The 25005-nt window shown below is 61.2% G+C and carries 22 protein-coding genes; 5 read left to right on the forward strand and 17 right to left on the reverse strand.

Annotation, left to right across the window (positions count from 1 at the left end):
• Positions 1 to 9 precede the first annotated feature (9 nt).
• The 10 genes from hxlB to HWN36_RS00315 form a co-directional block, all read right to left on the reverse strand.
• Positions 10 to 609, reverse strand: coding sequence for a 6-phospho-3-hexuloisomerase (gene hxlB / locus HWN36_RS00270; RefSeq protein ID WP_176787341.1), 600 nt, complete (start codon positions 607 to 609; stop codon positions 10 to 12).
• A 251-nt stretch (positions 610 to 860) separates the two neighbouring features.
• Positions 861 to 1355: a ferredoxin-thioredoxin reductase catalytic domain-containing protein gene (locus tag HWN36_RS00275; protein ID WP_176787342.1), complete on the reverse strand. Its 495-nt coding sequence runs from the start codon at positions 1353 to 1355 to the stop codon at positions 861 to 863.
• Complete coding sequence (locus HWN36_RS00280) at positions 1355 to 1633, reverse strand: glutaredoxin family protein (protein WP_176787343.1); 279 nt, start codon at positions 1631 to 1633, stop codon at positions 1355 to 1357. Before HWN36_RS00280 ends, HWN36_RS00275 begins: the two co-directional genes overlap by 1 nt.
• Positions 1634 to 1676: 43 nt before the next feature.
• Positions 1677 to 2333, reverse strand: a complete 657-nt coding sequence (locus HWN36_RS00285) for an HAD family hydrolase (RefSeq protein ID WP_218133161.1) — start codon at positions 2331 to 2333, stop codon at positions 1677 to 1679.
• Positions 2330 to 3343, reverse strand: coding sequence for a PIN domain-containing protein (locus HWN36_RS00290; protein ID WP_176787345.1), 1014 nt, complete (start codon positions 3341 to 3343; stop codon positions 2330 to 2332). The genes HWN36_RS00285 and HWN36_RS00290 overlap by 4 nt, the downstream gene beginning before the upstream one ends.
• Positions 3340 to 3825 (reverse strand): hypothetical protein, encoded by a 486-nt coding sequence (locus HWN36_RS00295; RefSeq protein WP_176787346.1) that lies wholly within the window; start codon positions 3823 to 3825, stop codon positions 3340 to 3342. Before HWN36_RS00295 ends, HWN36_RS00290 begins: the two co-directional genes overlap by 4 nt.
• A gap of 46 nt (positions 3826 to 3871) precedes the next feature.
• On the reverse strand, positions 3872 to 4627 hold the full coding sequence (locus tag HWN36_RS00300; protein ID WP_176787347.1) for an ABC transporter ATP-binding protein: 756 nt from the start codon (positions 4625 to 4627) through the stop codon (positions 3872 to 3874).
• A complete protein-coding gene (locus HWN36_RS00305) occupies positions 4624 to 5739 on the reverse strand; it encodes an iron chelate uptake ABC transporter family permease subunit (RefSeq protein WP_176787348.1) in 1116 nt (371 codons plus the stop codon). Before HWN36_RS00305 ends, HWN36_RS00300 begins: the two co-directional genes overlap by 4 nt.
• A 43-nt stretch (positions 5740 to 5782) precedes the next feature.
• Complete coding sequence (locus HWN36_RS00310) at positions 5783 to 6934, reverse strand: iron ABC transporter substrate-binding protein (RefSeq protein WP_176787349.1); 1152 nt, start codon at positions 6932 to 6934, stop codon at positions 5783 to 5785.
• A gap of 212 nt (positions 6935 to 7146) precedes the next feature.
• Positions 7147 to 7452, reverse strand: a complete 306-nt coding sequence (locus tag HWN36_RS00315) for a hypothetical protein (protein WP_176787350.1) — start codon at positions 7450 to 7452, stop codon at positions 7147 to 7149.
• A gap of 154 nt (positions 7453 to 7606) precedes the next feature.
• Between HWN36_RS00315 and HWN36_RS00320 the strand changes: the two genes are divergently transcribed.
• Entirely contained in the window at positions 7607 to 8974 is a 1368-nt protein-coding gene (locus HWN36_RS00320; RefSeq protein WP_176787351.1) for an MBL fold metallo-hydrolase, read from the forward strand.
• Between the two features lie 390 nt (positions 8975 to 9364).
• On the opposite strand, the gene HWN36_RS00325 is transcribed toward HWN36_RS00320, so the two are convergent.
• From HWN36_RS00325 to HWN36_RS00335, 3 genes are all read right to left on the reverse strand, one after another.
• On the reverse strand, positions 9365 to 9922 hold the full coding sequence (locus HWN36_RS00325) for a fasciclin domain-containing protein (RefSeq protein WP_176787352.1): 558 nt from the start codon (positions 9920 to 9922) through the stop codon (positions 9365 to 9367).
• Positions 9923 to 9970: 48 nt separating this feature from the next.
• On the reverse strand, positions 9971 to 12043 hold the full coding sequence (locus HWN36_RS00330) for a thioredoxin domain-containing protein (RefSeq protein WP_218133162.1): 2073 nt from the start codon (positions 12041 to 12043) through the stop codon (positions 9971 to 9973).
• A gap of 66 nt (positions 12044 to 12109) precedes the next feature.
• Positions 12110 to 12574: a YbhB/YbcL family Raf kinase inhibitor-like protein gene (locus HWN36_RS00335; protein ID WP_176787353.1), complete on the reverse strand. Its 465-nt coding sequence runs from the start codon at positions 12572 to 12574 to the stop codon at positions 12110 to 12112.
• Positions 12575 to 12769: 195 nt separating this feature from the next.
• Between HWN36_RS00335 and recQ the strand changes: the two genes are divergently transcribed.
• Entirely contained in the window at positions 12770 to 14944 is a 2175-nt protein-coding gene (gene recQ, locus HWN36_RS00340; protein ID WP_176787354.1) for a DNA helicase RecQ, read from the forward strand.
• 146 nt (positions 14945 to 15090) lie between these two features.
• Positions 15091 to 15975, forward strand: coding sequence for a hypothetical protein (locus tag HWN36_RS00345; protein WP_176787355.1), 885 nt, complete (start codon positions 15091 to 15093; stop codon positions 15973 to 15975).
• Here HWN36_RS00345 and HWN36_RS00350 read toward each other — a convergent pair.
• Positions 15923 to 17140 carry a hypothetical protein gene (locus tag HWN36_RS00350; RefSeq protein WP_176787356.1) on the reverse strand — a complete coding sequence of 406 codons (1218 nt, stop codon included), beginning with the start codon at positions 17138 to 17140 and terminating at the stop codon, positions 15923 to 15925. The genes HWN36_RS00345 and HWN36_RS00350 overlap by 53 nt on opposite strands.
• Before the next feature lie 115 nt (positions 17141 to 17255).
• On the opposite strand from HWN36_RS00350, the gene HWN36_RS00355 reads away from it, so the two are divergent.
• Both HWN36_RS00355 and HWN36_RS11765 read left to right on the forward strand, forming a co-directional pair.
• Positions 17256 to 18488, forward strand: a complete 1233-nt coding sequence (locus HWN36_RS00355; RefSeq protein WP_176787357.1) for a cation diffusion facilitator family transporter — start codon at positions 17256 to 17258, stop codon at positions 18486 to 18488.
• Between the two features lie 47 nt (positions 18489 to 18535).
• Positions 18536 to 20623 (forward strand): PKD domain-containing protein, encoded by a 2088-nt coding sequence (locus HWN36_RS11765; RefSeq protein WP_218133163.1) that lies wholly within the window; start codon positions 18536 to 18538, stop codon positions 20621 to 20623.
• 437 nt (positions 20624 to 21060) lie between these two features.
• Here HWN36_RS11765 and HWN36_RS00365 read toward each other — a convergent pair whose 3' ends face one another.
• The 3 genes from HWN36_RS00365 to HWN36_RS00375 all read right to left on the reverse strand — a co-directional run bounded on the left by HWN36_RS00365 (position 21061) and on the right by HWN36_RS00375 (position 24670).
• The gene (locus HWN36_RS00365) at positions 21061 to 22653 is read right to left on the reverse strand and encodes a DEAD/DEAH box helicase (RefSeq protein ID WP_176787358.1); all 1593 of its coding nucleotides are present in this window, start codon (positions 22651 to 22653) and stop codon (positions 21061 to 21063) included.
• 102 nt (positions 22654 to 22755) lie between these two features.
• On the reverse strand, positions 22756 to 23064 hold the full coding sequence (locus HWN36_RS00370; RefSeq protein ID WP_176787359.1) for a DUF1894 domain-containing protein: 309 nt from the start codon (positions 23062 to 23064) through the stop codon (positions 22756 to 22758).
• A gap of 103 nt (positions 23065 to 23167) precedes the next feature.
• Positions 23168 to 24670, reverse strand: a complete 1503-nt coding sequence (locus tag HWN36_RS00375) for a sodium:solute symporter family protein (RefSeq protein ID WP_176787360.1) — start codon at positions 24668 to 24670, stop codon at positions 23168 to 23170.
• Positions 24671 to 25005 lie beyond the last annotated feature (335 nt).

Here is a 25005-nt window from a genome sequence, read left to right on the forward strand (position 1 = left end):
AAATCGCCTTCACTCGATATTGGCGTGCCGGCATTTGAGGTCTTCGACATCGGTCTCGGTGATCTCCATCAGGCGGGAGACGATCGCATCGGCGAGCACCATGCACGCCGTCTCAAAGATCGTCCCCAGGGGAGCGAACGACTTGTGCTCGCCCATCATCTGCCTGATCTCGAACTCCACCGACTCGTCCTTGACCTCGTCCCGGTGCGACTCGATCACCAGGACGCTGTCGGCGATCCGGCCGATCCGCGAGTCCTTGTTCGAGGTGATCAGGCAGAGGCGCCCGCCGATCTCTTTCGCGGTCTCGGCGAGTTCCGCCACCGTCTTCGTCTTCCCTGACCCGGAGAAGACGACCAGCACGTCGCCCTCTGCCATCGCCGGCGTCACGGTCTCCCCGACGACAAAGCACTGCAGCCCCAGGTGCATCAGCCGCATCGCAAAGGCCTTTGCCACAAGCCCCGAGCGGCCAGCCCCGAGGACGTAGATCCGCTTTCCGCAGAGGATCTCGTTCAAAAAGAGTTCCACCTCCTCTTTTGAGATGCTGTCGGCGATCGAGGCGATCTTCGACGCCATCAGCCGCATCATATCCTGTACTTCATGACCAGTCATAATCGTCAGGAAAGATGGTCGTGCCAGCTACATTAGAATATCGTGCACCCCGCCGACAGCGGGATCGAGGCCGCCACCTTTTTTCAGGGCAAATTGGTATGTGGGGGGCGGTTGATCGCCGTGCATCCCTGAGCGGCTTCAGGCCCCCGGGGTCTGGTGGCCCCCCCCGTACCTGCCCATCCAGAATACGATCTTCGGGCGGGCGGCCCGGATCCCCTGCCTGAACCATCATCATCCTGGAGCGACCGGGCTCAGATAAAACGCTCGAAGCGGTCAGATTTCGCCTTGCAGACCGGGCATACTTCGGGCGGCCCGTCCCGGGCGCAGAGATACCCGCAGACCCGGCACCGCCAGACCGGGAAGGGGAGAGCGCCGATACCTGTCGCAGGCGTCTCTTTCTTCTTCGGCCCGCCGGGCGGGCGCCGCTCGGGCACCGCCCCTGCTTTTTTCTTTCCAGCCGCGATCTCCCCGGAGACGTACAGGGCGCAGTAGCAGGCGCCGTACTCGGTCAGGTCGGGGTCGCGGTAGTCGCAGGGGCAGACGATATCGAGGTCCCGCTCCCTGACCCCGGCGGCAAGGCGGCAGGGGCAGGAGGGGTAGCCATAACGCCCGGTGTTTGCGAGCAGGCCGGAGACAAGCCCGTTCACGAACGCCCGGTCAGGGTTGAGGTGATACCCCCCGGCCTCCGCCTCTTTTTTCAGGCGGAGGTACTCCCGCTCGATCTCCGCGTCCGACGGCGGCGGCATCAGATAAGCGCCTCCCTGATATCCTCCTCCTTGTAGCCGACGATCACCCGCCCGTTGATCACGACGGTGGGAAACGACCCCAGGGGGTTGTAGCGCTTCATCATATCGGCGTACACCCGCTCCATCTCCTCCCTCGGGAGCTGGTCCACAAAAACGTAGTCATAGGCCACGCCAAGGTCGTTGAGAAGTTCTTTGGTCCTGGCGCACCAGCCGCAGGTGCTCAGGGCAAAGAGCATGACCCGGCCCTTATCGGTTCCGGCGACGTGTATCGGGTCCATATGTGATGGGGATTGCCGGGATCCGGTTTAAGGCTATCCCCCATCAGGAGATCCCGATGATCGCGATCAGGTCGCGGATGCTCCCGAGCACATAATCCGGCCTGGACCCGAGGGAAACCGGGGTGTCGCTCTGGTCGCCGTACAGGGCATATGCCGTCCGCATCCCGAGGGCCCGGCCCGGTTCGATCTCCCGCCTGATGCTGTCGCCGACCACCATCGCATCTGAAGGTGAGGCCGAGAGGGTGGAAAGGGCGTGAAGAAACGACGCCGGGTCGGGTTTTCTCTGCCCCGAGATATCGGGCGAGACGATGCAGGCGAAGAGATCGTCGATACCGGCCTTCCGCAACCGCGAGTGCGCCTGGGAGGAATGGGCGTCGGTGACGACCGCAAGGGAGAGGTCTGCAGAGGCGAGGGCGTCAAGGGTCTCTCGCACGCCCGGATACGGGCGGATCGCGGCGATCTTCGCCTTCTCGTAGACCTTGCAGCACGGCATCACGCAGGAGCGGTCGGCGCCGATATCCAGGAGGTACTCGACCACGTTGGACGGGTCCTCGAACCCGACGCCCGGACGCCTGAAATAGGCGTACAACGCCTCTGCATCCCCGGCGCCCGCGTGCTCCACCACCGCCCGGCACGCCGCCCGCTTGGCCGCAACAAAATCCCAGAGGGTGTTGTCCATGTCGAAGAGCACGGCCTTCACCGCTCTATCCCCAGCGCCAGAAGTTTCCTGCATACCTCCACGTCCCTCGTAAACTCTGTATGCAGGTCTTCATCCATGAAGGTTAGCCTGAAGGCAGAGGAATCGTTCCCTTTGCCCCCGTACTCGCTGAATACCAGGACGGAACCGAGATCGATCACCCCGAAGATCACGGCGAGATAGGCGATGAGCCTGAAGAAGGCGTCGGCACCGGCGTTTGCAGGGCGTTCATGGTAGGGCGAGCGGAAGAGGAAGTACTCCACCCCTTCGGCATCGCAGAGGTCGGCCATGGCGGTGTCGGCCGTGAGCAGGACCGGCAGGCTGAAGCGCTCCTCCTCGAACCGCCTGAGTCCACGGACGATCAGCCCGTCGTTCTCCCGCGAGGTGTGGGCGGCGTCGGCGCCGGTTTCGAGGAGGAGGGCGCGGTCGCGCAGGTCACGGTATTCGGCCATCGCCAGGTAGGCCGCTTTCCTGGACTTTTTCTTCTTCCGGTTCTCGAACTCGGCGATCACGTCGGCGTGTGTGGGGGCGGACGCCTGGAGGTCGGCGGTGAAGCGGGACGAGTATTTATGATTGAGGGCGTATTCGACCTCCTGCCTGACGATGTCAGGGAGGATCGTCTCTTCCGGGGCGATCGCCCCGGTGACCGTGACGAAGCGGTGGTACAGGAGGTTGGTGTCGATGCCGAAGCGGACCTCCTTTTTTAACTCCCGGTAGATTCCGAGACGTCCGGCAAACTCCGCCAGGTTTTCGTAGGAGGTCACCCCGCTGGCGAGCAGGCACTCGTCGTAATCGGTAAACGAAGGCATCTCGGTTGCATGGGTGCCAAAAATTCTCCATCCACGCTCGAAATCTTCTTTTTCGGCGATGAACTCGATGCGATATCCGGCGCCCTCCGGCCCGACCGAAAAAAGGGCGAGATCATAGAGGGGATACGAGACGGTGAAGCGCCCGGAGAAAAGGTTTGCCAGGATCGGAAGCTCCTTTTCCTCGATCTCGACGGAGAGGCTCATGCCCGTCCCCCGGCAAGGTCATGGAGGGGCTGGAGGTGGAGGGGGATCATCGGGTAGGGCCGCGCCATCCCCTCCTCGACCAGGAGACCGAGATAGTAGATATGCTCGGGTGCTATCCCGGCCGATGCAAGGGCGGTGCACGCCGAGACGATCGCCGCTTTTCTCCCGGGCGTGATGTCGAGGGCGATGACATATCCGTCCCGGGACAGGCGCTCCGCAAGCCTTAATACCGCCTCTCCTGCGGCGGCATAGTCCCCGCACGGCAGATCGACGGTCGAGATCAGGGGGCTGATCCCGTATCGCTCCGAGATGATCCCGATACCCTCGACGATGCCGGCGGGGCTGGAGCGGCACGCCGCATCCATGAGGATAGAGACATCGGTGGGGGCATACACGCCCTCACGGAGGACGGCGTGGTAGGTGTTGAGGAGCGCCCAGCCTGACCTCCCGGCAAAGGTGATATAGGCCATCCGTTCCGCCATGGCTGAGGGTATCAGGGAGAAAAGGTAAAAAAATTGTGATCCTCGCTCACGCCACCGGGACGACGAGCGGGAGACCCCTGTGGGTGACCACCTCGACGGAAACGCCGTAGACCTCGCCGATCACCGCGGGGGTGACGATGCTGCGGTCGCCATGGGCGTAGACCCGCCCGTCTTTTAAGAAGATGAAGCGGTCGGCGTACCTGAGCGCCTGGTTGAGGTCGTGCATCGTCATCACCGCCGCGATCGTGTGCTGGCGGACGATCTGCACGATCGTGGAGAGGATCTCGACCTGGTTTTTGAGGTCCAGGCTGCTGGTCGGTTCGTCGAGCAGGAGGATCTTGGGCTCCTGCACGAGCGCCCGGGCGATCGCCACCTTCTGGAGTTCGCCGCCGCTCATCTCGTCGATGTAGGAGAGGCGGAGGTTGTCCATCGAGAGGCGGTGGAAGACGGCGTCGACGATCCTGAGGTCGCGATCGGTGATGTCCCAGCCGATATGGGGGCGGCGGCCCAGGAGGACGGCGTCGAAGGCGGTCAGCCGCCCGGTCTCGACCCGCTGGGGGACGTAGCCCACCCGCCGGGCGATGTCCATCAGGTTCAGGCGGGAGAGGTCTTCGCCGTCGAGGTTGACGACGCCCCCTTTCGGCCTGAGGATCCGGTTGAGGCACTTTAAAAGCGTCGTCTTCCCGACACCGTTCGGACCCAGGATCGCCACCACCTCGCCGGCGTCGATCGTGAAGGCGATCTCGTTGAGGACGTCGTGGTTCCGGTACAGGAACGTGAGTTCGTCGACCGCGAGGATCATCGCCGGTACCCCCTGAGGAGCAGGTAGATGAAGACCGGCGCCCCCATGAACGCCGTCAGGACGGCGACCGGGAGGATGTAGGGCGCCACGATCACCCGGGCGACGGTGTCCGAGGCGAGGAGGAGGACACCGCCCATCACGCAGGAGCCCGGGATCAGGTAGCGCTGGTCGTCGCCGATGAGCCGTCTGACCATGTGCGGGCAGACGAGCCCGACAAACCCGATCACGCCGAGGAACGAGACGATCACGGCCGAGACGAGGGCGGCGACGATCATCCCGATGTTGCGCACCCCCTCGACATTGACGCCGAGCCCTTTTGCGGCCTCGTCGCCGGCGTCGATGGAGTTGTAGTTCCAGCGGTTGGCGATGAAGAAGATGGTCGCCGCCACGACGACGAAGGACATGATCCCGAGTTCTGGCCAGTTGATCCGGCCGACGTCGCCGAAGGTCCAGAAGACGACGGCGGCGAGCTGGGCGTCGGAGGCGAAGTACTGCAGGAACATCGTGCCTGCGGTGAAGAGCGAGGAGAGCGCCACGCCGGCGAGCACCATCACCTCAGGGGACGCCCCGCGCACCCGGGAGATGAGCAGGATCACGCCGGTCGCAAGGAGGCAGAAGATGAAGGCGACGATCGTCGTCAGGTAGGGGTTGTTGAGGGTGACGGCGTCGGCGACCGTCGAGTGCATCTGCCCGGTGCCCAGGAGGATGACCGAGACCGCCGCCCCGAAGGCGCCGGCGTTCGAGATGCCGAGGGTGAACGGCGAACCGAGCGGGTTTCTCAGGATCGACTGCATGGCGACGCCGGCCACCGAGAGCCCGACGCCGGCGACGATCGCCGCGAGCGCCTGCGGGAGGCGGATGTTCCAGATAATCAGGTCCCATTTGCCGGGCACGACCGTGGCGGCGGCGGGGTTGAGGAACCCGTTGACCCGGTCGATCATGCCGTTGACCAGGGAGAGCAGGACGTCGTATGCAGGGATATTGACCGCACCGATCGAGATGGAAAAGATGAAGAGAAGAAAGAGGAGGGCGATCCCTCCGAGGATCCAGAGGTACTTGCGCCGCGTGTACGCCTGGTAGTCCGCGGGGACTGTCCCGTCTGCAAAGTGCACGCCTTTACATCCTCCTTTGATATCTCGTGACGCTGATCATGGATCACACCGAAATCTGCGCGAATCCGAGGTCGCTGTACTGACCGTTCAGGTCGCCGAAGTTCGGTTTCCCGATGAAGAAGGCAAATATTTCGTCGGCCTTCCGGGCCGGGTCGACGTCCTCGAACCGCTCGGGATAGAGGGTCTTGCCAACAAAGTAGGCATTCGCGAGCACGGTCTCGTAGTTCGTGTTGTAGAAGTTGTACGGGAGGACGCCGTAGACCTTGCCGTTCTTCGACGCCGAGAGGCCCTGCAGTGCCGGGTCAGTCTTCAACTCGCCGATGGCGCCGTCGCTCTCCATCTGGATGGTGCCGACGTCGATGAAGATGTACTCCGGGTTCCAGTCGACGAGGGCTTCTTTGGCGATATCGGCATGCGCCGTGCCCATGCCGGCGGCGACGTTCTTCGCGTGCACCCAGAGGAAGGGCGGGTAGGCCGGTTCGGTGGAGATGATCCCGTGCGCCCCGGCCGAGGAGACGCCGCCAACGTAGACCTTCTTCTGTTCAGCTTCAGGGATGTCGCCGGTCCGCTTCTCGAGGTCGGCGATCGTCGCCTCGATGTAGGCGATCACCTCTTCGGCCCGGTCCTGCTCTCCGAGGACCTCGCCCATCAGCCGGAGGCCGCCGTACATCTCGGCCTTCTCGGCGTCGTTCCTCAGGGAGCCGTACGCGAAGGCGACGACCGGGATGCCGGTCTTCTCCTGGAGGGTGTCAGCCTCGGCGGCGCTGGTGCCGTAGGCCGTTCCGGTCGAACCGGTCTTGAAGACGACCTCAGGCCCGATCCCCAGGATCTTCTCGGGGTCGTCCTTGCCCCTGAACTCGCCGATCAGGGGAAGGCCCTTCAACTGCGACCCGTATGCAAGGGCATAGGGGCGGCCCTCCATCGCCTGCTCTTTCTTCTCGTTGCTGTCCACGCCGACGACCAGGTCCTGCCCGCCGAGGTAGACGAGGTAGCGGAGGCAGCCCGTGCCCGAGCAGACGACGCTCCCGGGGGGTGAGGGAACGGTGACCGTCCGGCCGAAGCCATCGGTCACGGTGAGTTCGGATGGTCCCGCCGGCGTGGTCGGCGCCACGTCGGTGCCGGTGCACCCGGCGCTTAAAGCGAGGGCCAGAACGACACCTATCAATCCAAGAATAAGTACGATTTTTTTACTCATAGTTCTTCAACACGTAGGTTTTTATATGACCATATAACTTATTTAAGTTAATTAATCTTACGATATTTTAAAAGAATAAGAATTCATCCGGGCTCGCCCCACGCCATGTATTCTGCAGGAAGGCGCCTGGACGATCACGAAAAGATGCTGGCAACACGATGGTACTGAAAAAAAGCGGGCAGAAAAAGGAAGGAGTCGGGATCCCGATCTGATCAGGCCGTCTCGATAGAGACGACCTCCACCGGCGTCCCCCACTGCTGGATGGTGGCGACGTCCACCGGTTTGAGCGTGAACCTGACCCGAAGCCCGTCCTGCGCAAATGTGGGGTCGAGGTCCAGGGGCAGGTAGTGTGTGCCGTCGTCGGCGACGATGCCGTAGAACCCGCCCTCCAGGTCGATGTAGGTGACCGTGCCGATGCCGGTGACGGTCCCCTCCTCCCCTCCGGTGCACCCGCAGACGAATGCCAGGGCGGCGACGACGATCAGAAGGGCCATGCCTGAATGTGATATTGTTCTCATATCTTTCACCACCGTCCAGATACACAGGGAGGGGGCATATATATTGTCATAACTGCGGGACCGTTCGCAGTCATCCGCCGGGTCAGGTATAAATATCTGGCCCGAGGATCGGGGTAATAATCGCCCTTCCGGGGCGGTTGGACTGGTGATATGGATGATCCTTGAAAAAATTGTATCCGAGGGGCTCGCCCACAACTCGTACCTGGTCGGGGCCGACGGCGGCGCCGCCGTCATCGACCCGAAACGGGACTGCGCCGTGTACCTTGAGATCGCTGAACGCCACGGCCTTTTGATCACGCACATCTTCGAGACGCATAGAAACGAGGACTACTGCATCGGGTCGCTCGAACTGGCGAAGCAGACCGGGGCCGCGATCCTGCACGGGGCGGCGATGGACTTCGCCTACGGGACGCCGGTCCATGACGGGGAGGAGTTCGCCGTCGGGTCCCTCCTGATCAGGGTGCTGGAGACGCCCGGCCATACCGACGAGAGCATATCGCTTGTCCTGACCGATACAGGCGTCTCGCCCGACCCCTACCTGGTCTTCACCGGCGACGCCCTCTTCGCGGGCGATGTCGGCCGGACCGATTTTTTCAAGGACCGCCTCGAGGAGATGGCCGGGAAACTCCACGACGCCCTCTGGCAGAAGATCCTCCCGCTCGGCGACGGGGTGATCATCTGCCCGGCCCATGGCGCCGGGTCGGTCTGCGGCGGCGGGATCAGCGACCTCCCCCTCACCACGGTCGGCTACGAGAAAAGGACAAATCCCCTCCTGCACCTTGACCGGGAGACCTTCATCAGGGAAAAGTCCACCGAGCACCACTATATCCCCCCCTATTTCACGATGATGGAGCACTACAACCGGTCAGGCGTCCCCCCGCGTGCGGGGAGGCAGGTGATGCGCCCCCTCACCCCGGCGGAGGTCGAGGGTGCCGCAGACGAAGGAGCGCTCATCGTCGATATCAGGGGGCCTTCGGCCTTCGCCGGCGGGCATGTGCCCGGGAGCCTGAACATCTGGTCAGGAGGGCTCTCGTCGTTTCTCGGGTATTTCGCCTCGTACGACCGGCCGATCGTCTTCGTCGACGAGTTCAACCTCGCCCTCCGGTCGGCAGAGGTCCAGGCGCTGCGGATCGGCTTCGACCTGATCGCCGGCTACCTCGGCGGCGGGATGGGAGCGTGGAACAAAAGCGGGCGCCCCATCGGGCGGTGCGGGACGTGCGCGGCGGGAGAGGTCGATCTCGACGCCGAAGGGCAGTTCATCCTGGATGTCAGGGACATACGCAACCGGACCGCCGCCGGGGCGATCCCCGGGTCCTATCACGTCTATGCGGGTGAGATCGAAGGTGGCCTCGCCGCCATCCCGAAGGACCGGCACGTCCTGGTCTACTGCGATGCCGGGTTCAAGGGCAGCCTTGCCGCCTCGGCGCTCCTGAGAAACGGCTATGAGCGGGTGACCAACATCCTCGGTGGGATGGCCGCCTGGAAAAAGGCCGGGCTCCCGGTGGAATGGACCGGGGCGTGAGGGGCGGCAGGCCCTCCGGGCCGGGGTTGCATCCCCGGACCTCCACATGCGATTGCCCCAGGACATGAGGGAGCGGGAGGGCAGAGCCTCTCTCGATGAAAAATAATGGATCGACGAGCCGGTGCGGTCTGTCCGTCCCTGCCCCAATCGCAGGTCTATGGGGCGGCCGGCCCCCCGGCAGAGGCAGAACCTGATTCCCGTAGCCTCACACAACGCCCACCTCGCGCCTGGGGTTGCCCCGGACATGCGGGATCGGTCGGGCCGGAGAGGCGATCATCCCCCAATCGCACCGGCGGATGGATCAATCAATGTTCGTTCAGAAACACTTCACCCCATCAGGAGTGAAGGGCCAGAAAAAATAAGGAGAGCAGGGGAAGCCGCAACCCGGCGTCACGACGGCAGCATCACGGCATCGATGACGTGAATGACGCCGTTGCTGCATTCGATGTCGGCGGTCGTGACGTTCGCACCGCCCACTTTCACCCCCCCGTCTGTCGTGATGGCGAGATCAGACCCCTCGAGGCTCGTGAGGCTGCTCATGCCCACGATCTCCGTGGACAGGTATTTCCCTGCGACCACATGGTAGGTGAGCACGCGGCTCAACTCGGTCGTGTTCGCAAGAAGGCCGTCGAGCGCTCCCGCGGGAAGCGCTTCAAACGCCGCATCGGTCGGTGCAAACACCGTGAACGGACCGTCGCCCTTCATTGTTTCGGTCAGTTTTGCCGCATCGAGGGCGGTGAGCAGGGTCGTAAATGCCCCGGCCTCGGTCGCCGTTTCGACGATGTCCTTCTCCGCCGGGGGCGCAGTCGTCTGTTCGGTCGTCGGTTCGGCAGTCGGTTCGGTGGTCGCCACCGTCGTCGGGGGTGTCGTGGTCTCGCCGGTACACCCGCATATCAGGATAGCCGCGACAACAAGCGCAGCCATAACAATCGTTACTATTTTTTTCATACTCATCCCCCCCAGGGACAGTGCATATCTGGAGTTAATGATATTATATTATTTTCTGAATAATTTTCCCTCGCTCAATATTTTCTCCAGATCTTCAGGAGAGGTCACCGGCTGCTCGCAGGCTTTTTCTCTGCAGAGATATGCCGTCGCCTTCCCGCCCTGCGCGGACATGAGCGCGGTGTGCGGGGCCACCTCTGCAAGAATATCGGCGCTCCTCCGATCTTTCAGGAGGACGGTGAGGGTGGGGCGGTAGGATGAGGCGACCAGGGCGAGCATCTTTCGGGTCGCCGGGTCGTCGCCTTCGCCCGCGATCACGAGTTCGTCTGATCTCGTCGAGGCAGCAAGGAGCGCCGCCATGTACCAGGCATGGGCAGAGGGGTTTCTTTCGGCATCCCCTGCAAACGCATCGAAACCGGAGGCAGCGGCGTCCCGGTAACGGCTCAATCCGGTCAGGCAAAAGAGCGTGACCAGGGCACAGAGGGCCATGGAATTCCCCGAGGGGAGTGCGCCGTCGTAGATCTCCTTCTGCCTGAGGATCAGCGGCTCGCCGTCAGCAGGGACCGTATAAAACCCCCCTCCGGAGGGGTCCCCGAACCGCTCGATCATCGCGTCGGCAAGGCGGCAGGCCTCCCGGAGGATCTCGGGGTCGAACGACGCCTCATAGACCTCTGCAAGCGCCCAGATGAGGTACGCATAGTCGGCGAGCATCCCGGGAACCGCCGCCTCCCCGTCCATATACCGGTGGAGAAGGCGCCCGTCTGGCCCGCGCAGGAGCCCGAGGAGAACGTCTGCCGCCCCCTGTGCTGCCGCCACGTACCCCGTCCTGCCGGAGAACCGGCCGGCACGGGCAAGCGCCGCGACCATCAGGGCGTTCCAGTCGAGAAGGACCTTCTCGTCCCGGTGCGGCCGTACCCTCCTGCTCCGGGTCGAGAGGAGTTTTTCCCGCACCGCCTCAAGCCTGCGCCTGATCTCGTCCTCGGGGATGCCGGTGGCGCGGGAGAGGGCCTGCGGCGATACGGCCCGGTGGGGGATATCCCCTGATCCCTCCCCGATCCCGTATGCCTCGATGAAGAGAGCCGCATCGTCGCCGCTGGCGGCAGAGCGCACCTCCTCTGCGGTCCAGAGATAGAACTTCCCCTCGACCCCCTCGCTGTCCGCATCCTCCGCGGTGTAAAACACCCCTTCAGGAGAGGCGAGGTCCCTCTGGACATAGGTGAAGATCTCGTCGGCGGCGCTCAGGTAGAAGGCGTCGCCGGTCGCCATATGCGCCTCGGTGAAGGCGAGGGCGAGCATCGCCTGGTCGTAGAGCATCTTCTCGAAGTGGGGGACGAGCCATTTGCGGTCGGTCGCATACCGGTGGACGCCGAAGCCGATCTGGTCGAAGATCCCGCCGCCCCGCACCTCCCTGAGCGTCTGTTCGGCCATCGCAAGGGCCCCGGGATCGCCGGTCCAGTGCCAGTACCGGATCAGGAAGATGATCATATGGGGGGAGGGGAACTTCGGCGACCGGTCAAAGCCGCCATACGAGGGATCGTAGCGCCGTTTCATCTCGGCATACGCCTCCCGGAGAAGACCGGATTCGGCCTTCCCCCGCAGGGAGGCCCCGGCCCCGAGGTCGTCGACGATCTCCTGTGCCGACCCGACGAGGTCGTCGCGCCTGGTCTCCCAGAGATTGCGGATCTTTTTGAGGACGTCGATCAGCCCGGTCACCCCGAGCCTCGTCTCTTTCGGGAGATAGGTGGCGGCGAAAAACGGAAGCCGTTCCGGGGTCATGACGATCGTCAGCGGCCACCCGCCGCGGCCGGTGAGGGCGAGGCAGACCTGCATGTAGACGGCGTCGATGTCCGGCCGCTCCTCACGGTCGACCTTGACGGCGACGAAACCCTCGTTGAGGACCTCCGCCACCCCTTCGTCCTCGAAGGACTCTTCGGCCATCACATGGCACCAGTGGCAGGTGGAATAGCCGATCGAAAGAAAAACGGGTTTATCTTCATCCCGCGCCTTTTTGAAGGCCTCCTCACCCCAGGGATACCAGTCCACCGGGTTCTGGGCGTGCTGCTTGAGGTACGGACTTTTCTCCCCGACGAGACGGTTGGCTCGCCCCTCTGATCCCCCCATCATCACAAACGATCAGCACGCCGGCGGCGGATATAACTCTTTGGCAGAGGGCGAGAGAGGCCGGAGGCCTCACCGCCCGTAGAGCACGTAGGTCTCCCCGTACTGGACCACGTGCCCTTCCATCGCCTGGAGAAGCGCTTTTTTATCGGCACCGGCCTGGAGATCGAGAACGGCATCGAGGCCGAAGACCTTGAACTCATAGCGGTGATCGCGCCCCTTCGGCGGGCACGGGCCGCTGTAGCCGATCCGGCCAAACGAGTTCGTCCCCTGCCGCGCCGCGAAGGGAAAAGAAACCTCGGGCTCCTTTGCAATCGCTTCCGGGATGATCCGGACCGGTTCGATGTTCCAGATCAACCAGTGCGTGAAGTCGCCCCCGCCGGGCGCATCGGGATCGTTGACGATGACCGCAAGGCTTTTTGTCACCGAGGCGTCGACGCCGCCGAGCGTGATCGCAGGCGAGATGTCGGCGCCGTCGCAGGTGTAGTTGTACGGCAGTTTCAGGACCGCAATTTCAACGGATATTTTTCCGACCATAATGGTGAGTCCCCCACCCCCCTGTGGAGAGCCCCGGAGATATACCTTGCGGAGTGCGGTGCCGGGCGACACTTCCGCCACGCATGGAAAGGTTATATCCTGTCCTCCAGAAGATCCAGTGAACAACCGATTGCGTGGAGACCAGATCCCCGCCGCGCCTGACGCACGCAGGTGTCCATGCACACAGGAGACCCTATGACGAACATTACCGAACTCCTCCAGAAATACTGGGGATACACCTCATTTTTGCCCTATCAAAAAGAAATTATCACGTCGGTCCTGGACGGCCGCGACACCCTGGCCGTCATGGCAACGGGCGGGGGAAAGTCGCTCTGCTACCAGCTCCCGGCCCTTGTTCTCGGCGGTCTTACGATTGTCATATCCCCGCTCATCGCCCTCATGAAAAATCAGGTCGACGACCTGAACGAACGGGGGATCAGGGCGGTGGCCTACAATAGCACCCTGGACTATCATGAACGGACAGAGGTCGAACGCGGTCTCCAGAACAATACGGTACGAATGCTCTTCATCTCCCCGGAAAAATGCATGCAGCCCAGTTTTCTCGGTTTTATCAACCGGTTCCCGGTCAGGCTCATCGCCATCGACGAGGCGCACTGCATCTCAGAATGGGGCCATAATTTCAGGCCGGAATACCGGCAGCTCTCCGCGCTGAAGGATTATTTTCCTTCGGTACCCATTGTCGCCCTGACCGCCACCGCCATCCCCGCGGTCAGGGAAGACATCTGCACGCAGCTGCAGCTGTCAGACGTCCGCGAGTATATCGGGAGTTTCAACAGGCCAAACCTCTCCTACCGGGTCGTCCCCAAGAACAAACCCGTAGAGTTTATTCTCGACTACATCGAACAGCACCCAGACGACTCAGGGATCATCTATTGTCTCAGCCGAAAAGCGACAGAAGACCTGGCGGAAACCCTGGTGCAGCACGGACACATGGCCTCTGCCTACCATGCCGGCCTCCTCCCCGAGGTCAGGAAAAAGGTGCAGGAGGCCTTCATCAAGGACGACATTTCCATCATCTGCGCCACTGTCGCCTTCGGCATGGGCATCGACAAGCCCGATGTCAGGTACGTCATTCACCATGACCTGCCAAAATCGGTGGAGGCCTATTACCAGGAGTCGGGACGGGCGGGACGGGACGGTCAGCCCGGCGAATGCATCCTCCTCTATAGCAGAGGAGACCTGGCGAAAGTCCGGTACCTGCTCGAACACGACGACCAGGACGAAGAGCAGAGCGGGATCGCCTTCAAAAAAATGCAGGAGGTGGTGGACTACTGCGAGACGAACTCATGCAGGCGGAAGTATCTGCTCGCATACTTCGGGGAGGAGTATCCTGGAGAGACCTGCGGGGCGTGCGACAACTGCACCCATCCTCAGGAATTGTTTGACGGGACCGGGGTCGCACAGAACATCGTCAGGTGCGTACGCCAGCTGCCGACAAAGTACGGGGCGGGCATGATCACCGACATCCTGCTGGGCTCGAAAAAAGCGGAGATCGGCAGGTTGCGTTTCGACGCCCTCCCGGCGTACGCCACCGGAAAAGGCTACGACCGAAACACCTACCTGACCTGGATCGGCGATCTGGTCAGGCAGGGGTACCTCGCACGGACCGGGGACAAATACCCGGTCATTGCCCTGACCGCGAAGAGCGAGGAGATACTGAGGGGAGGCGTGCCGGTGATGCTCCCCCTCCCGCGGAAAACAAGGCAGAGACGGTCTGAGGTTCCCGGTCAGGATGCGATGACCCCGGAAGAGGGAGCGTTGTTCCTCGCATTGAAAAAGGTGAGAAAGGACCTTGCGGACGGGGAGAATGTTCCGCCGTATGTCATTTTTTCCGATCGAACGCTCATGCAGATGGCCCATGCCCGCCCGTGCGACACCGAGAGTTTTCTGACGATCGGCGGTGTGGGGGAGTATAAATCGAAGAAGTTCGGCCCGGCGTTCATTGCAGAGATCAAACGCTTCGTGCAGGAGGATCGCGGGATGACGCCGTCTGGAGAAGCCCAGAATGAATGCGAGGGGCATCTTCTGGAGGGGATCTTTCTGATCGACAGGGAGATCAAACGCCTGAACGAGGAGATCGACGAACTGAAAAAGGAGAAGAGTGCCCTCCTTGACCAGGCGATGCAATCCGGGATCGAGGAGGAGGGGAGGTATGCGCTCAGGTGTTCCCTGTCAAAGGTCAGGGAGTTGAACCTTGAAGCGTTCAAAGACCGTTATCCCGAGATATTCATGGAGGTCGGGCTTGTCAGGCTGAAGGACGTCGATGAGATCCTCGGCAAGGATGTTGTTACGGAACTCTGTACGATAACAGAGTCGAAGACGTTCAGGGTCACGGAGAGCGATCGGTAATCTGGCAATCGCCAGATGTCAGAAAGTCACCTCTCTTCTGGCGTTGCAGCCGTCGAGGACCGGCGGTGTGCTCCCCACGACGTGCGGGCAAAATGGGCGTATATTATTATCATTCATATCCAAACACCGTGAGAGAAGGTACACCCGTGGCAGCATTAGACGATTTTCTCGAACCCCTGCACAACGGTGTCTGGGAAGTGGAGGTGCTAAAGGCGTCGGTCACCGAACCCCTCGATCCCGGGTGGAAACGGTCGGGGATCAACGTCCCGACGCCCGGGACGATCGCCAGTTACCGGAAGGGGCGCTACCACGTGCACGAGACCGCCACCGAATGGAAGGTCCACCTGGACCGCTACGACCCCGCGGTCCACCCGGTGATGCACCTGGTGGACGACGCCCCCCTCATCTTCATGATCGCCGCCACCTTCGTGGCGCTCGTCGACGACGTCTGGAGAACGAATCCGGAAAACACCCGGGCGGTCCTGAAGGAGCAGACGGCCGCCTGGCAGATGCTCGTGCTCTTCGGCCTGGCCGGGATGACGACCGGGGCGTTTGTCGTGCTCAACCCGCTTCTCTCGTTTTCGTCGATCGTCCATCTCCTGATGCCCCTGGCATTCATCGCCCTGGGCATCCTGATCGTCGGGGAGGGCATACAGATCAGGCCCTTCCAGATGGTTTCGGCCAGACGGATCCTTTCCGGCATCATGGTGATCTTCATCGGCGTCATCTCCTACGACCTCGCGGTGGAGGACTGGGGCGCGATCATCTTCGTCCTGATCGGGATATGGGCCCTCGGGAGTGCGGCAATGACGTTCAGGCGCCTCTCCCGCGGCCGCAAGGCCGTTCCCGAGGGGTTTTACACCTGGTGCGCTATCGGCTGTCTCTCCCTTTTGCTTGCCCTCCTGATCGTCATGACGCCGGTGGCCCTGGTCGCCCTCATGACGATGGTCCTGGGGGCGATCGCCCTCCTGGCAGGGCTCACGCTGGTGGCGAACGGGCTTCGCCTGCGGGGCCGGATGAAGCGCCGGTAATGGGGTGCGCCTCGCGCCTCGTGAAAAAGAGGGAGGCGTACCGCTCCGCGATGCGGGGATGGAGAGAGGGTTTCTCTGCGTCAAGCCATTCATAGAACCCCGCCATCGTGTGTGCGGGCGTCCGACTGCTCTCGAAGGCAAGGTCACCCCCTGCGTCCAGGACTATCTTCAGGTACTCGTCTTTCCCCCGCACCTTGAAGTAGATGACAGGGGTGTAGGCCGGGATATCGAACGCGATCACCACCCTGCAAAAGCACCCGACCACGTCGTCGGCAGAGAGGACGGCGTCCTTTATCCTGACCCCCCGGTCGCGGAGCATTGTGCGGACGCCGGACTCGTCCAGCGTGCCCAGCATGATCTTCTTCGAGAGGGGGTTGACGACCGACGCTATCGCCTCCATCCCGTCGTCTGTACGGGCGGAGAGCATGGCCCAAACGACCCTCTCCCGGTTGCCGTCATGGACCTCCTTATAGTCGAAGGAATTTTGCGGGCGGAAAGGGGTGAGGCCGACGGCCTTCTGGTGCGGACCTGGCCTTTCCGGCCTTCTCCGCAGCGACCCCTCGTAGATCAGGTCCCTCATCTCCTCGACCGGGTTTGTGATCAGGACGAGGCAGTCGGGTTCCTCAGCGATCCTCTGGACGCTGGCATACTGCGAGACGTCGACCGACGAGACCAGGACGAAGGGGACGGTCTTCTGCCCGAGCAGGGTGCCCAGCAGCATCTTCTTGTAGCAGACCTCTTCGTGAAACGTCTTCAGGCCCATGGCCGAGGTGATCACCTCGAAAAAGCCCATGTTCCCGAGGTTGTCCACGAAGAGGAGGTCCATCTCGGCGATCGTCTGCCCGTTCCCCCTGACCGTCAGGTTCCCCTTCTCCGAGTAAAAAAATCCGTTCTGGCCGGGGTGCGTCGCGATATGGGGTTCCTGCATGTCGTTCCCTTTCCTGACGACAGAGCGTATGAGGTCGGTCTGGAGGGAGAGGTCGAGCATGATCTCGTACACGAGACACTCGTACCAGTGCCCTTCGGCCCCGCGCTGGACGGCGTAGTCCTCGGAGAAGAGACCCCATTTCTCATGGTATCCCAGGTGGCGGAGGGCCCTCTGCGCCACATTCTCGTCGAAAAAATCGCGGGGGAATGTGTGATCCAGCCAGGTCAAAAACTCCATGTTCAGATGAGAGAGTGACGGTGATGACACATTATCGTTTCTGTTTTGCCGGGCAGGGGCACACCTCCGTCTCCTTCCGCAAGAGGTATAAATGGGCAGCAGGATATTCCACGGCATGGCAGGCGATGGAGACAGCAGATGCGCAGACGCCGTCATCATGCGGGTGGCCTGGGTCTCGCTCGCCGTGAATGCCGGGCTCGTCCTGATAAAACTCTTCCTTGCCGGGATCACCGGGAGCCTGGCACTCGAGGCCGACGCCGTCCACTCGTCTCTGGACGTGCTCGCCTCCGTCGCCCTCCTCGCCGGGATATGGCTCTCGTCCCGCCGGAGCAGGGAGTTCCCGTACGGGCTGTATAAGGTGGAAAACATCGTCTCGGTGGCGATCGCCCTCCTGGTCTTTCTCACCGCAGGGGAGATCGCCGCGGAGGCCCTCACCGGGGAGGGGACGGCCCTGCCCTTTGGCGGGTGGGTGCTCGTCGCCGTCGCCGCCCTGGTGGTTGTCCCCTACCTGCTTGGCACCTGGGAGGTGCGGGTGGGAACGGCCTACCATTCTCCCAGCCTGATCGCCGACGGGAGACAGCACCGGGTGGATGTGCTCTCGACCTCGGTGGTTTTCTTCGCCCTTCTCGCCCGGTATTTCGGGCTCCCCATCGATCACCTTGCGGCCGTGATCATCGCCGCATTCATCGCGTACGCCGGCTGGGACATCCTGAAGGACAGCATGCGCACCCTCCTCGACGCCTCGATCGATCACGAAACGCGCGACACCATCAGGTCTGCGATCCTCGCCGATCCGATGGTGATCGGGATAAAAGACCTGACCGGCCGGAACTCTGGAAGGTATATCTTTGTCGAGGCCGGTGTCGTGATGAAGCAGACCGATCTTGCTGAGGCGGCGCTGGTGAGCGAACGCATCCAGGCCCGTATCCGAGAAACGGTCCAGAACGTGGAGCGGGTGGTCATCCACGCCGAAGCCGGAGAACGCTCGCACCTGCGCTATGCCGTCCCGCTCAGCGACCTGGAGGGTACGATCAGTCCCCACTTCGGTGAAGCGCCCTATTTCGCCCTGCTCGATTTCGGCGTGAAGGAGGGGAGGCTGGAGCGCAAGGAGATCCTCTCCAACCCGGTCAGGGACCTTGAAAAACAGAAAGGGCTCCGTGCGGCAGAACTGCTCCTGCAGCAGAAACCCGACGTCGTCGTCTCGCGCCAGCCCCTTGCCGGCAAGTCGCCGGAGTATGTCTTCGAGTCGGCCAGGATCATGGTGAGGATAACCGAGGCGGAGCGGCTTTCTGACCTCGTGGGAGAGATCGAGGGGGAGATGCGGGAGGAGCGGGCCGCGGGGGCGTGATGATCCCCTCGTATCACATAATATATAATTGATAAAATATCTCCGTTATGGCACGTTATTGCGGCAGGGTGCACAATACCTGCATTTTCTGGGTGCTGGTCGTCCTGATCGGCATCTGCCTCGTCGCCGGGGCCCAGGCGCAGCGGGCGAATCTCCAGGTGCAGTCAAATGACGGCGTCACGACCAAAACCGATCTCCTTGCGAGCGGGTACTATCCGCTCCAGCACACCTATTCGATCAGCGCATACAATATGGACGACGACAGCGATACGGTGCTTGGAAACATCACCTATAGTCTCGGGCTTCTGGATATGTCCCACGTCGTCACGATAGACAGGAAAGATTATGCAACAGTGAACGGGAGCGCCGTTCAATGGGTGTTTCCGGGGGACGTCACCATCCCCGAGAACAATCACATTATCGTCGGGGTAAAGACCGATTATTATGACCTGCAGTATGTGCCCGTCACCCTGCAGAGGCAGTTGAACAGCACCCGCTTTACTTCCGACGGCTACCAGATGGCGCGTTTCAACATTACCTTCGAAGACCTTTCCCGTGCAACCGGGGATCTCCCCTGCACCTCCATCTGGGTCGGACTCACTGCAGGTCGGTCGGGCACAGTGAACGCCTCGTTTGTTCCCGGGACGTTCACCACCGATCTCCCTCTCAGTCGTCCCATCGATTCTGGAGAGATCCATTACCTCTCTTTTGCCCCGGATCTCTCGCAGCTGGAGGAGAACCGGGTCTACATGATTGAAACGGTGGTGAAGATCGATCTTCCGGGTGATGAGGTGCAACCTGTAGAGTACAGGCCGTATCTCGGCGTTGGTCTTGGCAATTCGAGAGGTTATGTCGACACCGGGACAGCGTATACGACGGCCATGCCCGAAGATCTGCTCCCGCCGGGCGTCACCCACGCTGCTGTATCGACCAACGTCTCAAACAGGTGGTCGTATTCGGTAAACTACATGAAAATGATTTCTCTTTCACAGATCAGCAGAACAGACAGGGAAGAAGAGGCGGAGTTTGAGATACAACTGCAAAAAATCACCAGAACGGATGCAGATCTTCTTGAGTCCGGGTATTACCCGCTTCAGCATCGTTATTTGATCAGAGTGTCCAATGATGACGATTCCAGCGATACCATCCTCGGAAACGTCACGTACACCCTTGGACTTCAGGATATGTCTTGCATCGTTGAGATAGAGGACAGCGACTATGCAACAGTAGATCAAAGCGCTGTTCGATGGGTATTTCCGGAGGAAATTGTTATCCACGAGGATAGATATCTTGGTTCCAAGGTAAAAACCGATAAATACGAGACGCAATACGTGCCTCTCACTCTCAGGCGGGAGATGAACAACACGAATTTTTACTCCGACGGTTATCAGCAGGCGAACTTTAGCATCACCTTTGAAGACATATCCCATGCGACCGAAGATCTGCCCTGCACCTCCATTTTGATCGGACTTACTGCGTCTCAGGCCGACATAGTGAACGCATCCTTCGTGCCCGAGAGCGTCATCACTGATTTACCCCTACGGCGTCTCAGCAGTTCCGACATCCACCATCTCTCCTTTTACCCGAAGATGGAGCAGATTGAGGAGAACCAGACCTACACGATCAAGACGGTGGTGAAGATCGACCTGCCGGACGAGGACGCACTACCCGTTGAGTACAAACCATATATCGTCATCTACCTGCGCAATGAAAATGATAGTGAGGGCGCTGTGAAGGCACATATGACGACCATGCCGGAGGATATGCTCCCGCCGGGCGTCATCTATGCCAGTGCATCGACCAATGTCTCAAACCGCTGGTCATATGAGTTGATGTACAAAAAAGAGGCCGCTCTTTCTGAAATCCGCAGGTATGCTCAGGACATCCCCACCGCACACTTTACCGCAAACACCACCACCGGTCCCGCCCCGCTCACCGTGCAGTTCACCGACACCGGCACGATCGAAAACGCCGCCGCCTGGCGGTGGGACTTCGGCAACGGCTTTCTCTCGAAGGTGCGCAATCCTCTCTTCACCTACCATGGGGCAGGGGCCTACAACGTCTCGCTGACCGTCACCGACGCGGAAAACCGGACGTGGAAGACGGTACAGGAGAACTATATCACCGTGACGTGACCGGCGGGGATCGGTAAGGTCGGCGGCAGGGGGCCTGCTGCCCCGTAGAACTGCGATAGGGGGGGGAAGGGTAAATCATGCCGGAACGCCCACCAGGATTTTTTCTGGCAGAGGCTCTGCCCGGCCCATACCCGCATGTCAGAGGTAATCGCACGCTGAGCGGGTGTTGCGTGAGCGTACGGGAAATCTGGTTACGCCTCTACCGGGGGGCCTGCTGCCCCCCGGTCCCCCCGCAAAATACGATAGGGGCAGGGACAGGAAAGCCACTAAGAAATGCATATCCATCATTTCTCATCGAGAGATCCCTCGCCCGCCCGTACCCTCATGTCCTGGGCAATTGCCCCCAGCGCGAAGATGAATGACTCACGCTCGCATCCGGAAAAGGGGTGATTCTAAAAACCCTGAAAAAAAGATATACCGGGTATCCCGGAATTATTCTACTCGCTTCTGCCCTGGGCCGGGGTCATGTCCACCGGGAAACCCCGGATCGTCTTACCCTTCATGCCTTCGAGTACCTGCACCGCCATGTTCTCCGGGATATCGACAAAGGAGCAGGTCTCCCTGATGTTGATCGCCCCGATCGCACGTCCGGGTATCCCGGTCTCGCCGGCAATCGCCCCGACGATGTCTTTGGGCCTGATCTGCTGTTTCCTGCCGATGTCAATATAGAACCTGACCATGCCGGGCTCAGCGCCGGTGTCCCCCATCTGGATGGCCGGGACGCGTTCGGGTTCGGCGCCGGTATCGAGCTGGAGCTTCAGGAGTGCGGCGGCGATATCGAGGGAGGTGTACTCCTCCACCATCAGGCGCTCGGCTGCCTCAATATAGCGTTCAAGCCCGCCCTCTTCGATGGTCTGCTTCACCTTCTTGGCAAGGTTCTTCGTCTTTGTCTCGGCCACATCGTCCGCCGTCGGGAGAGGAATGCGGCCGATGGTGATCTTTGCGTATTTCTGGATCGTCCTGAGTTTGAAGATCTCCTTCGGCCCGACAAAGGTGACGGCTCTGCCTGACCTGCCGGCCCGCGCCGTCCTGCCGATACGGTGGACATAATATTCCACGTCCTGCGGCACATCATAGTTGATCACGGTGTCCACGTCATCCACATCGATCCCCCGTGCCGCCACGTCGGTGGCGATGAGCACATCGATGTTCCCGCTCCTGAACTTCGCCATGACGCGGTCCCGCTGGACCTGCTTCATGTCGCCGTGCAGCCCTTCGGCAAAGTAGCCGCGCGCCTGGAGCTGCGAGGTCACCTCATCGACCGCCATCTTCGTGTTGCAGAAGACCAGCGCGAGGGCGGGGTCGTAGATATCGAGAATCCTTGAGAGGATCTCGAGTTTGTCACCCTTGCGCACCTCGAGGTACGACTGTTCGATCTGCGGGACGGTCAGCTGCTTGTGCGGCACCTTGATAAAGACCGGATTCTTCTGGAACCGCCCGGAGATCTCAAGGATCGGTTTTGGAAGCGTTGCAGAGAAGAGGACGGTCTGGCGGCCCGCCGGCGTATCGCTGAGAATCTTCTCGATGTCCTCGAGAAAACCCATGTCCAGCATCTGGTCGGCCTCGTCCAGGATCACCATCCGCACATCTGAGAGCGAGAGCGTGCCCCGGTCAAGGTGATCGAGCACCCGCCCCGGCGTGCCGACGACGATCTGGACGCCCTGCCTGAGCGCCCTGAACTGGCGCTCAATGGGCTGACCGCCATAGACCGGCAGGACAGAGATTCTTCCGCGGTATTTTGCCAGGCGGCCGAACTCCTCTGCCGTCTGGATGGCAAGTTCCCGGGTCGGCGAGAGCACGATCACCTGTGTGCTCTGAGCATTGAGGTCCACCACTTCGATTGCCGGAATGCCGAATGCAGCCGTCTTTCCGGTGCCGGTCTGGGCCTGTCCGGTGATGTCCTGACCCTTGAGGATCGGTGGGATAGCAAGAACCTGGATGGGCGTAGGCTCCTCAAAACCCATGTCCTCGATGGCCCGGAGTATTTCCGGGGATATAGGAAAATCTGAAAATAGTGCTGGAGATTCCATTCTTATATTATTTGTGCTTCAGCTTCTTTAGCCATTGGATCGATCCAGTCTTCAAGCACAGGATCCGGGTGTCGGAGAGGGGAGGAAAAACCGGGTGCGCGCTTATCCTTCACCGAGATCGGCCCTTATTTTTTCGATCTCACCGGGCCGGGCATCCATCTCCATAACAGCCGTCCCGAAACAGGGTCTTGTAAAGGGAAAGAGGATCTTCTGTTTGCGCACCAACACGCCCACCACCATCGGCGATTTGCCGAGAACGACGACGTCGCGGATCGCATAGTCTGGCGGCATCTCGTAGTTCTCCTTTGCACGGGCGCGGATGTACTCGTTTGCCTCTGCCGGCGAGATGTCCTTGATGAGTGTCCGGGCAGGGATCCTCTTGATACAGTGCGGTTTACCCATGTCGGCCATGCGTGTCTCCCGGGATTCTCATCACCATTGTGAAGGCCGGGATATAAATGCTCTCCCTGAGGAGAGAAGGCGGCCCGATCTGAAAAATGCGTGGAAAAAAGGGTTACCTGGGCTGAATAAATCCGCCGGTCAGGGTGGCGTCGAGCACCCGGTGATCGGTCTTGTGCGTGGCGAGGCTGACCACCACCATCGCAACCGCCGAGAGAATGACCGCATACAGGCTGAAATGGACCGGGAACTTCTCGACCAGGTAATACCAGTAGCCAAGACTCCCGCCCGCCACAAGGCCGACGACCATCGATGCGATGGCACCCTGCCGCGTCGCCCCGCGCCAGTAAAGACCGGCGATCAGGGGGACGGCAAAGGTGGAGAGCATGATCCCGATCGCCGACCACATCAGCCATGCGAGCATCTGGGGCGGGTTGAGGGCCAGAAGGAGCGTGCCGCCCGCCGCCAGCACCACCGAGACCCGGGATACGAGCAGGATCTCCCGGTCGCTCGCCTCCGGCCTGAAGATGTTCTTCCAGATATCCCAGGAGAACATCGTCCCAACCGTGAGCATCAGGCGGTCGGTCGTCGACATCACGGCGGCGAGCACGATCACCGCGAAGAACGACCAGACCCAGAGGTTCGGGATCGCGTACTGGATCCCGGAGACGAAGATGTAGTCCTGGGCGTTCGGGACGCTCGGGAGGACGATCTGCCCCTCCTCGACAAGGGCGCGGCCGGCAAACCCGGCGAACTTCACCAGGAGCATGATCACGGCGTAGGCGGCGAAGGCGATGAGCGGCGACCACTTGAAGTAGCGCTCCTCCTTTGCGGCAAGGACGTTGTTGATCACGTGGGGGGCGCAGGCAAGCCCGACGGTGAGCATCAGCCCGAACGAGACGAGGAACCAGGGGGTGTAGGCGTTCCCTGATATGAGGTAGGGCTGGACCAGTGTCGGGTTGACCCCGGTCATCACCTCGTTGACATGGGAGAGGCCGCCGGCTTTCATGATGAGGACCGGGGCGATGGCGATGACGCCGACGATCAGGAGACCGCCCTGGATCACGGTGGTCCATGAAACGGCGTAGAGCCCGCCGACGACGGTGTATGCGGTGATGATAAACCCGGCCAGGAGGAGGGCCTGCCAGTGGGGCACCTCGAAGAGCCAGACGAGGACGATGGAGATCGCCGTGTACTGCCCGATCAGGTAGATCAGGGAGACGATGATCCCGGCGAGGGCGGCAAGGCCGCGCATCGCCCTGGGGCTCTCGAAGCGGTTTGCAAGGTAGTCCTCGACGGTCATGTAGTTGTTTTTCTTGCTGATCCGGTGGAGCTTCACGCCGAAGACGATGATACAGAAAGAGGCCGCAAGGGGTACGAAGAGCTGCTCCCAGATCGTCGGCCACCCGCTCGTGAACCCGAGGCCGCTGACCCCGAGGAGCGTCATGCCCGAGCAGATCGAGGAGATCATCAGGATGGTGAAGACCCAGAAGCCAAGGGAGCGGCCGGCAACGATGTAGTCCTCGGTGTTATGGATCTTGCGGGACGCCCAGGCGCCCACAACGACCAGCACAAGAAGATAGAGGACGACGATGCCGGCGGTTACCGGCTCGATCATGCACGGTCCTCTTTAAACGTCATGGCCCACGCAAAGAGGACAGCAGTAGCTCCAAGGAAAGCGGTTCCGACGATGGCGAACGTCTCAAAGGGAAGTCCGATCAGCATAGTATGTCAATGTGTGCCATGCTAACATATAACATGATCGGTCGCCGCAGGGAACGGTGAAAAACCGCACCGTGAAGCGTGAGATAACGCCCGGATATCTGGAGGAAAAAAGGGGCTCTTCGCTCCTTTGTGTGGGTAGCCATGATACCTTCATCTGACTCCCTCAGGTGACCGGGGAAATCATACGCGAAAGACCGCGATTTTTAGAGGCGGGAAGCATCTCAAGAG

It is taken from the genome of Methanofollis tationis (assembly GCF_013377755.1).
GTDB classification, from domain to species: Archaea; Halobacteriota; Methanomicrobia; order Methanomicrobiales; family Methanofollaceae; genus Methanofollis; species Methanofollis tationis.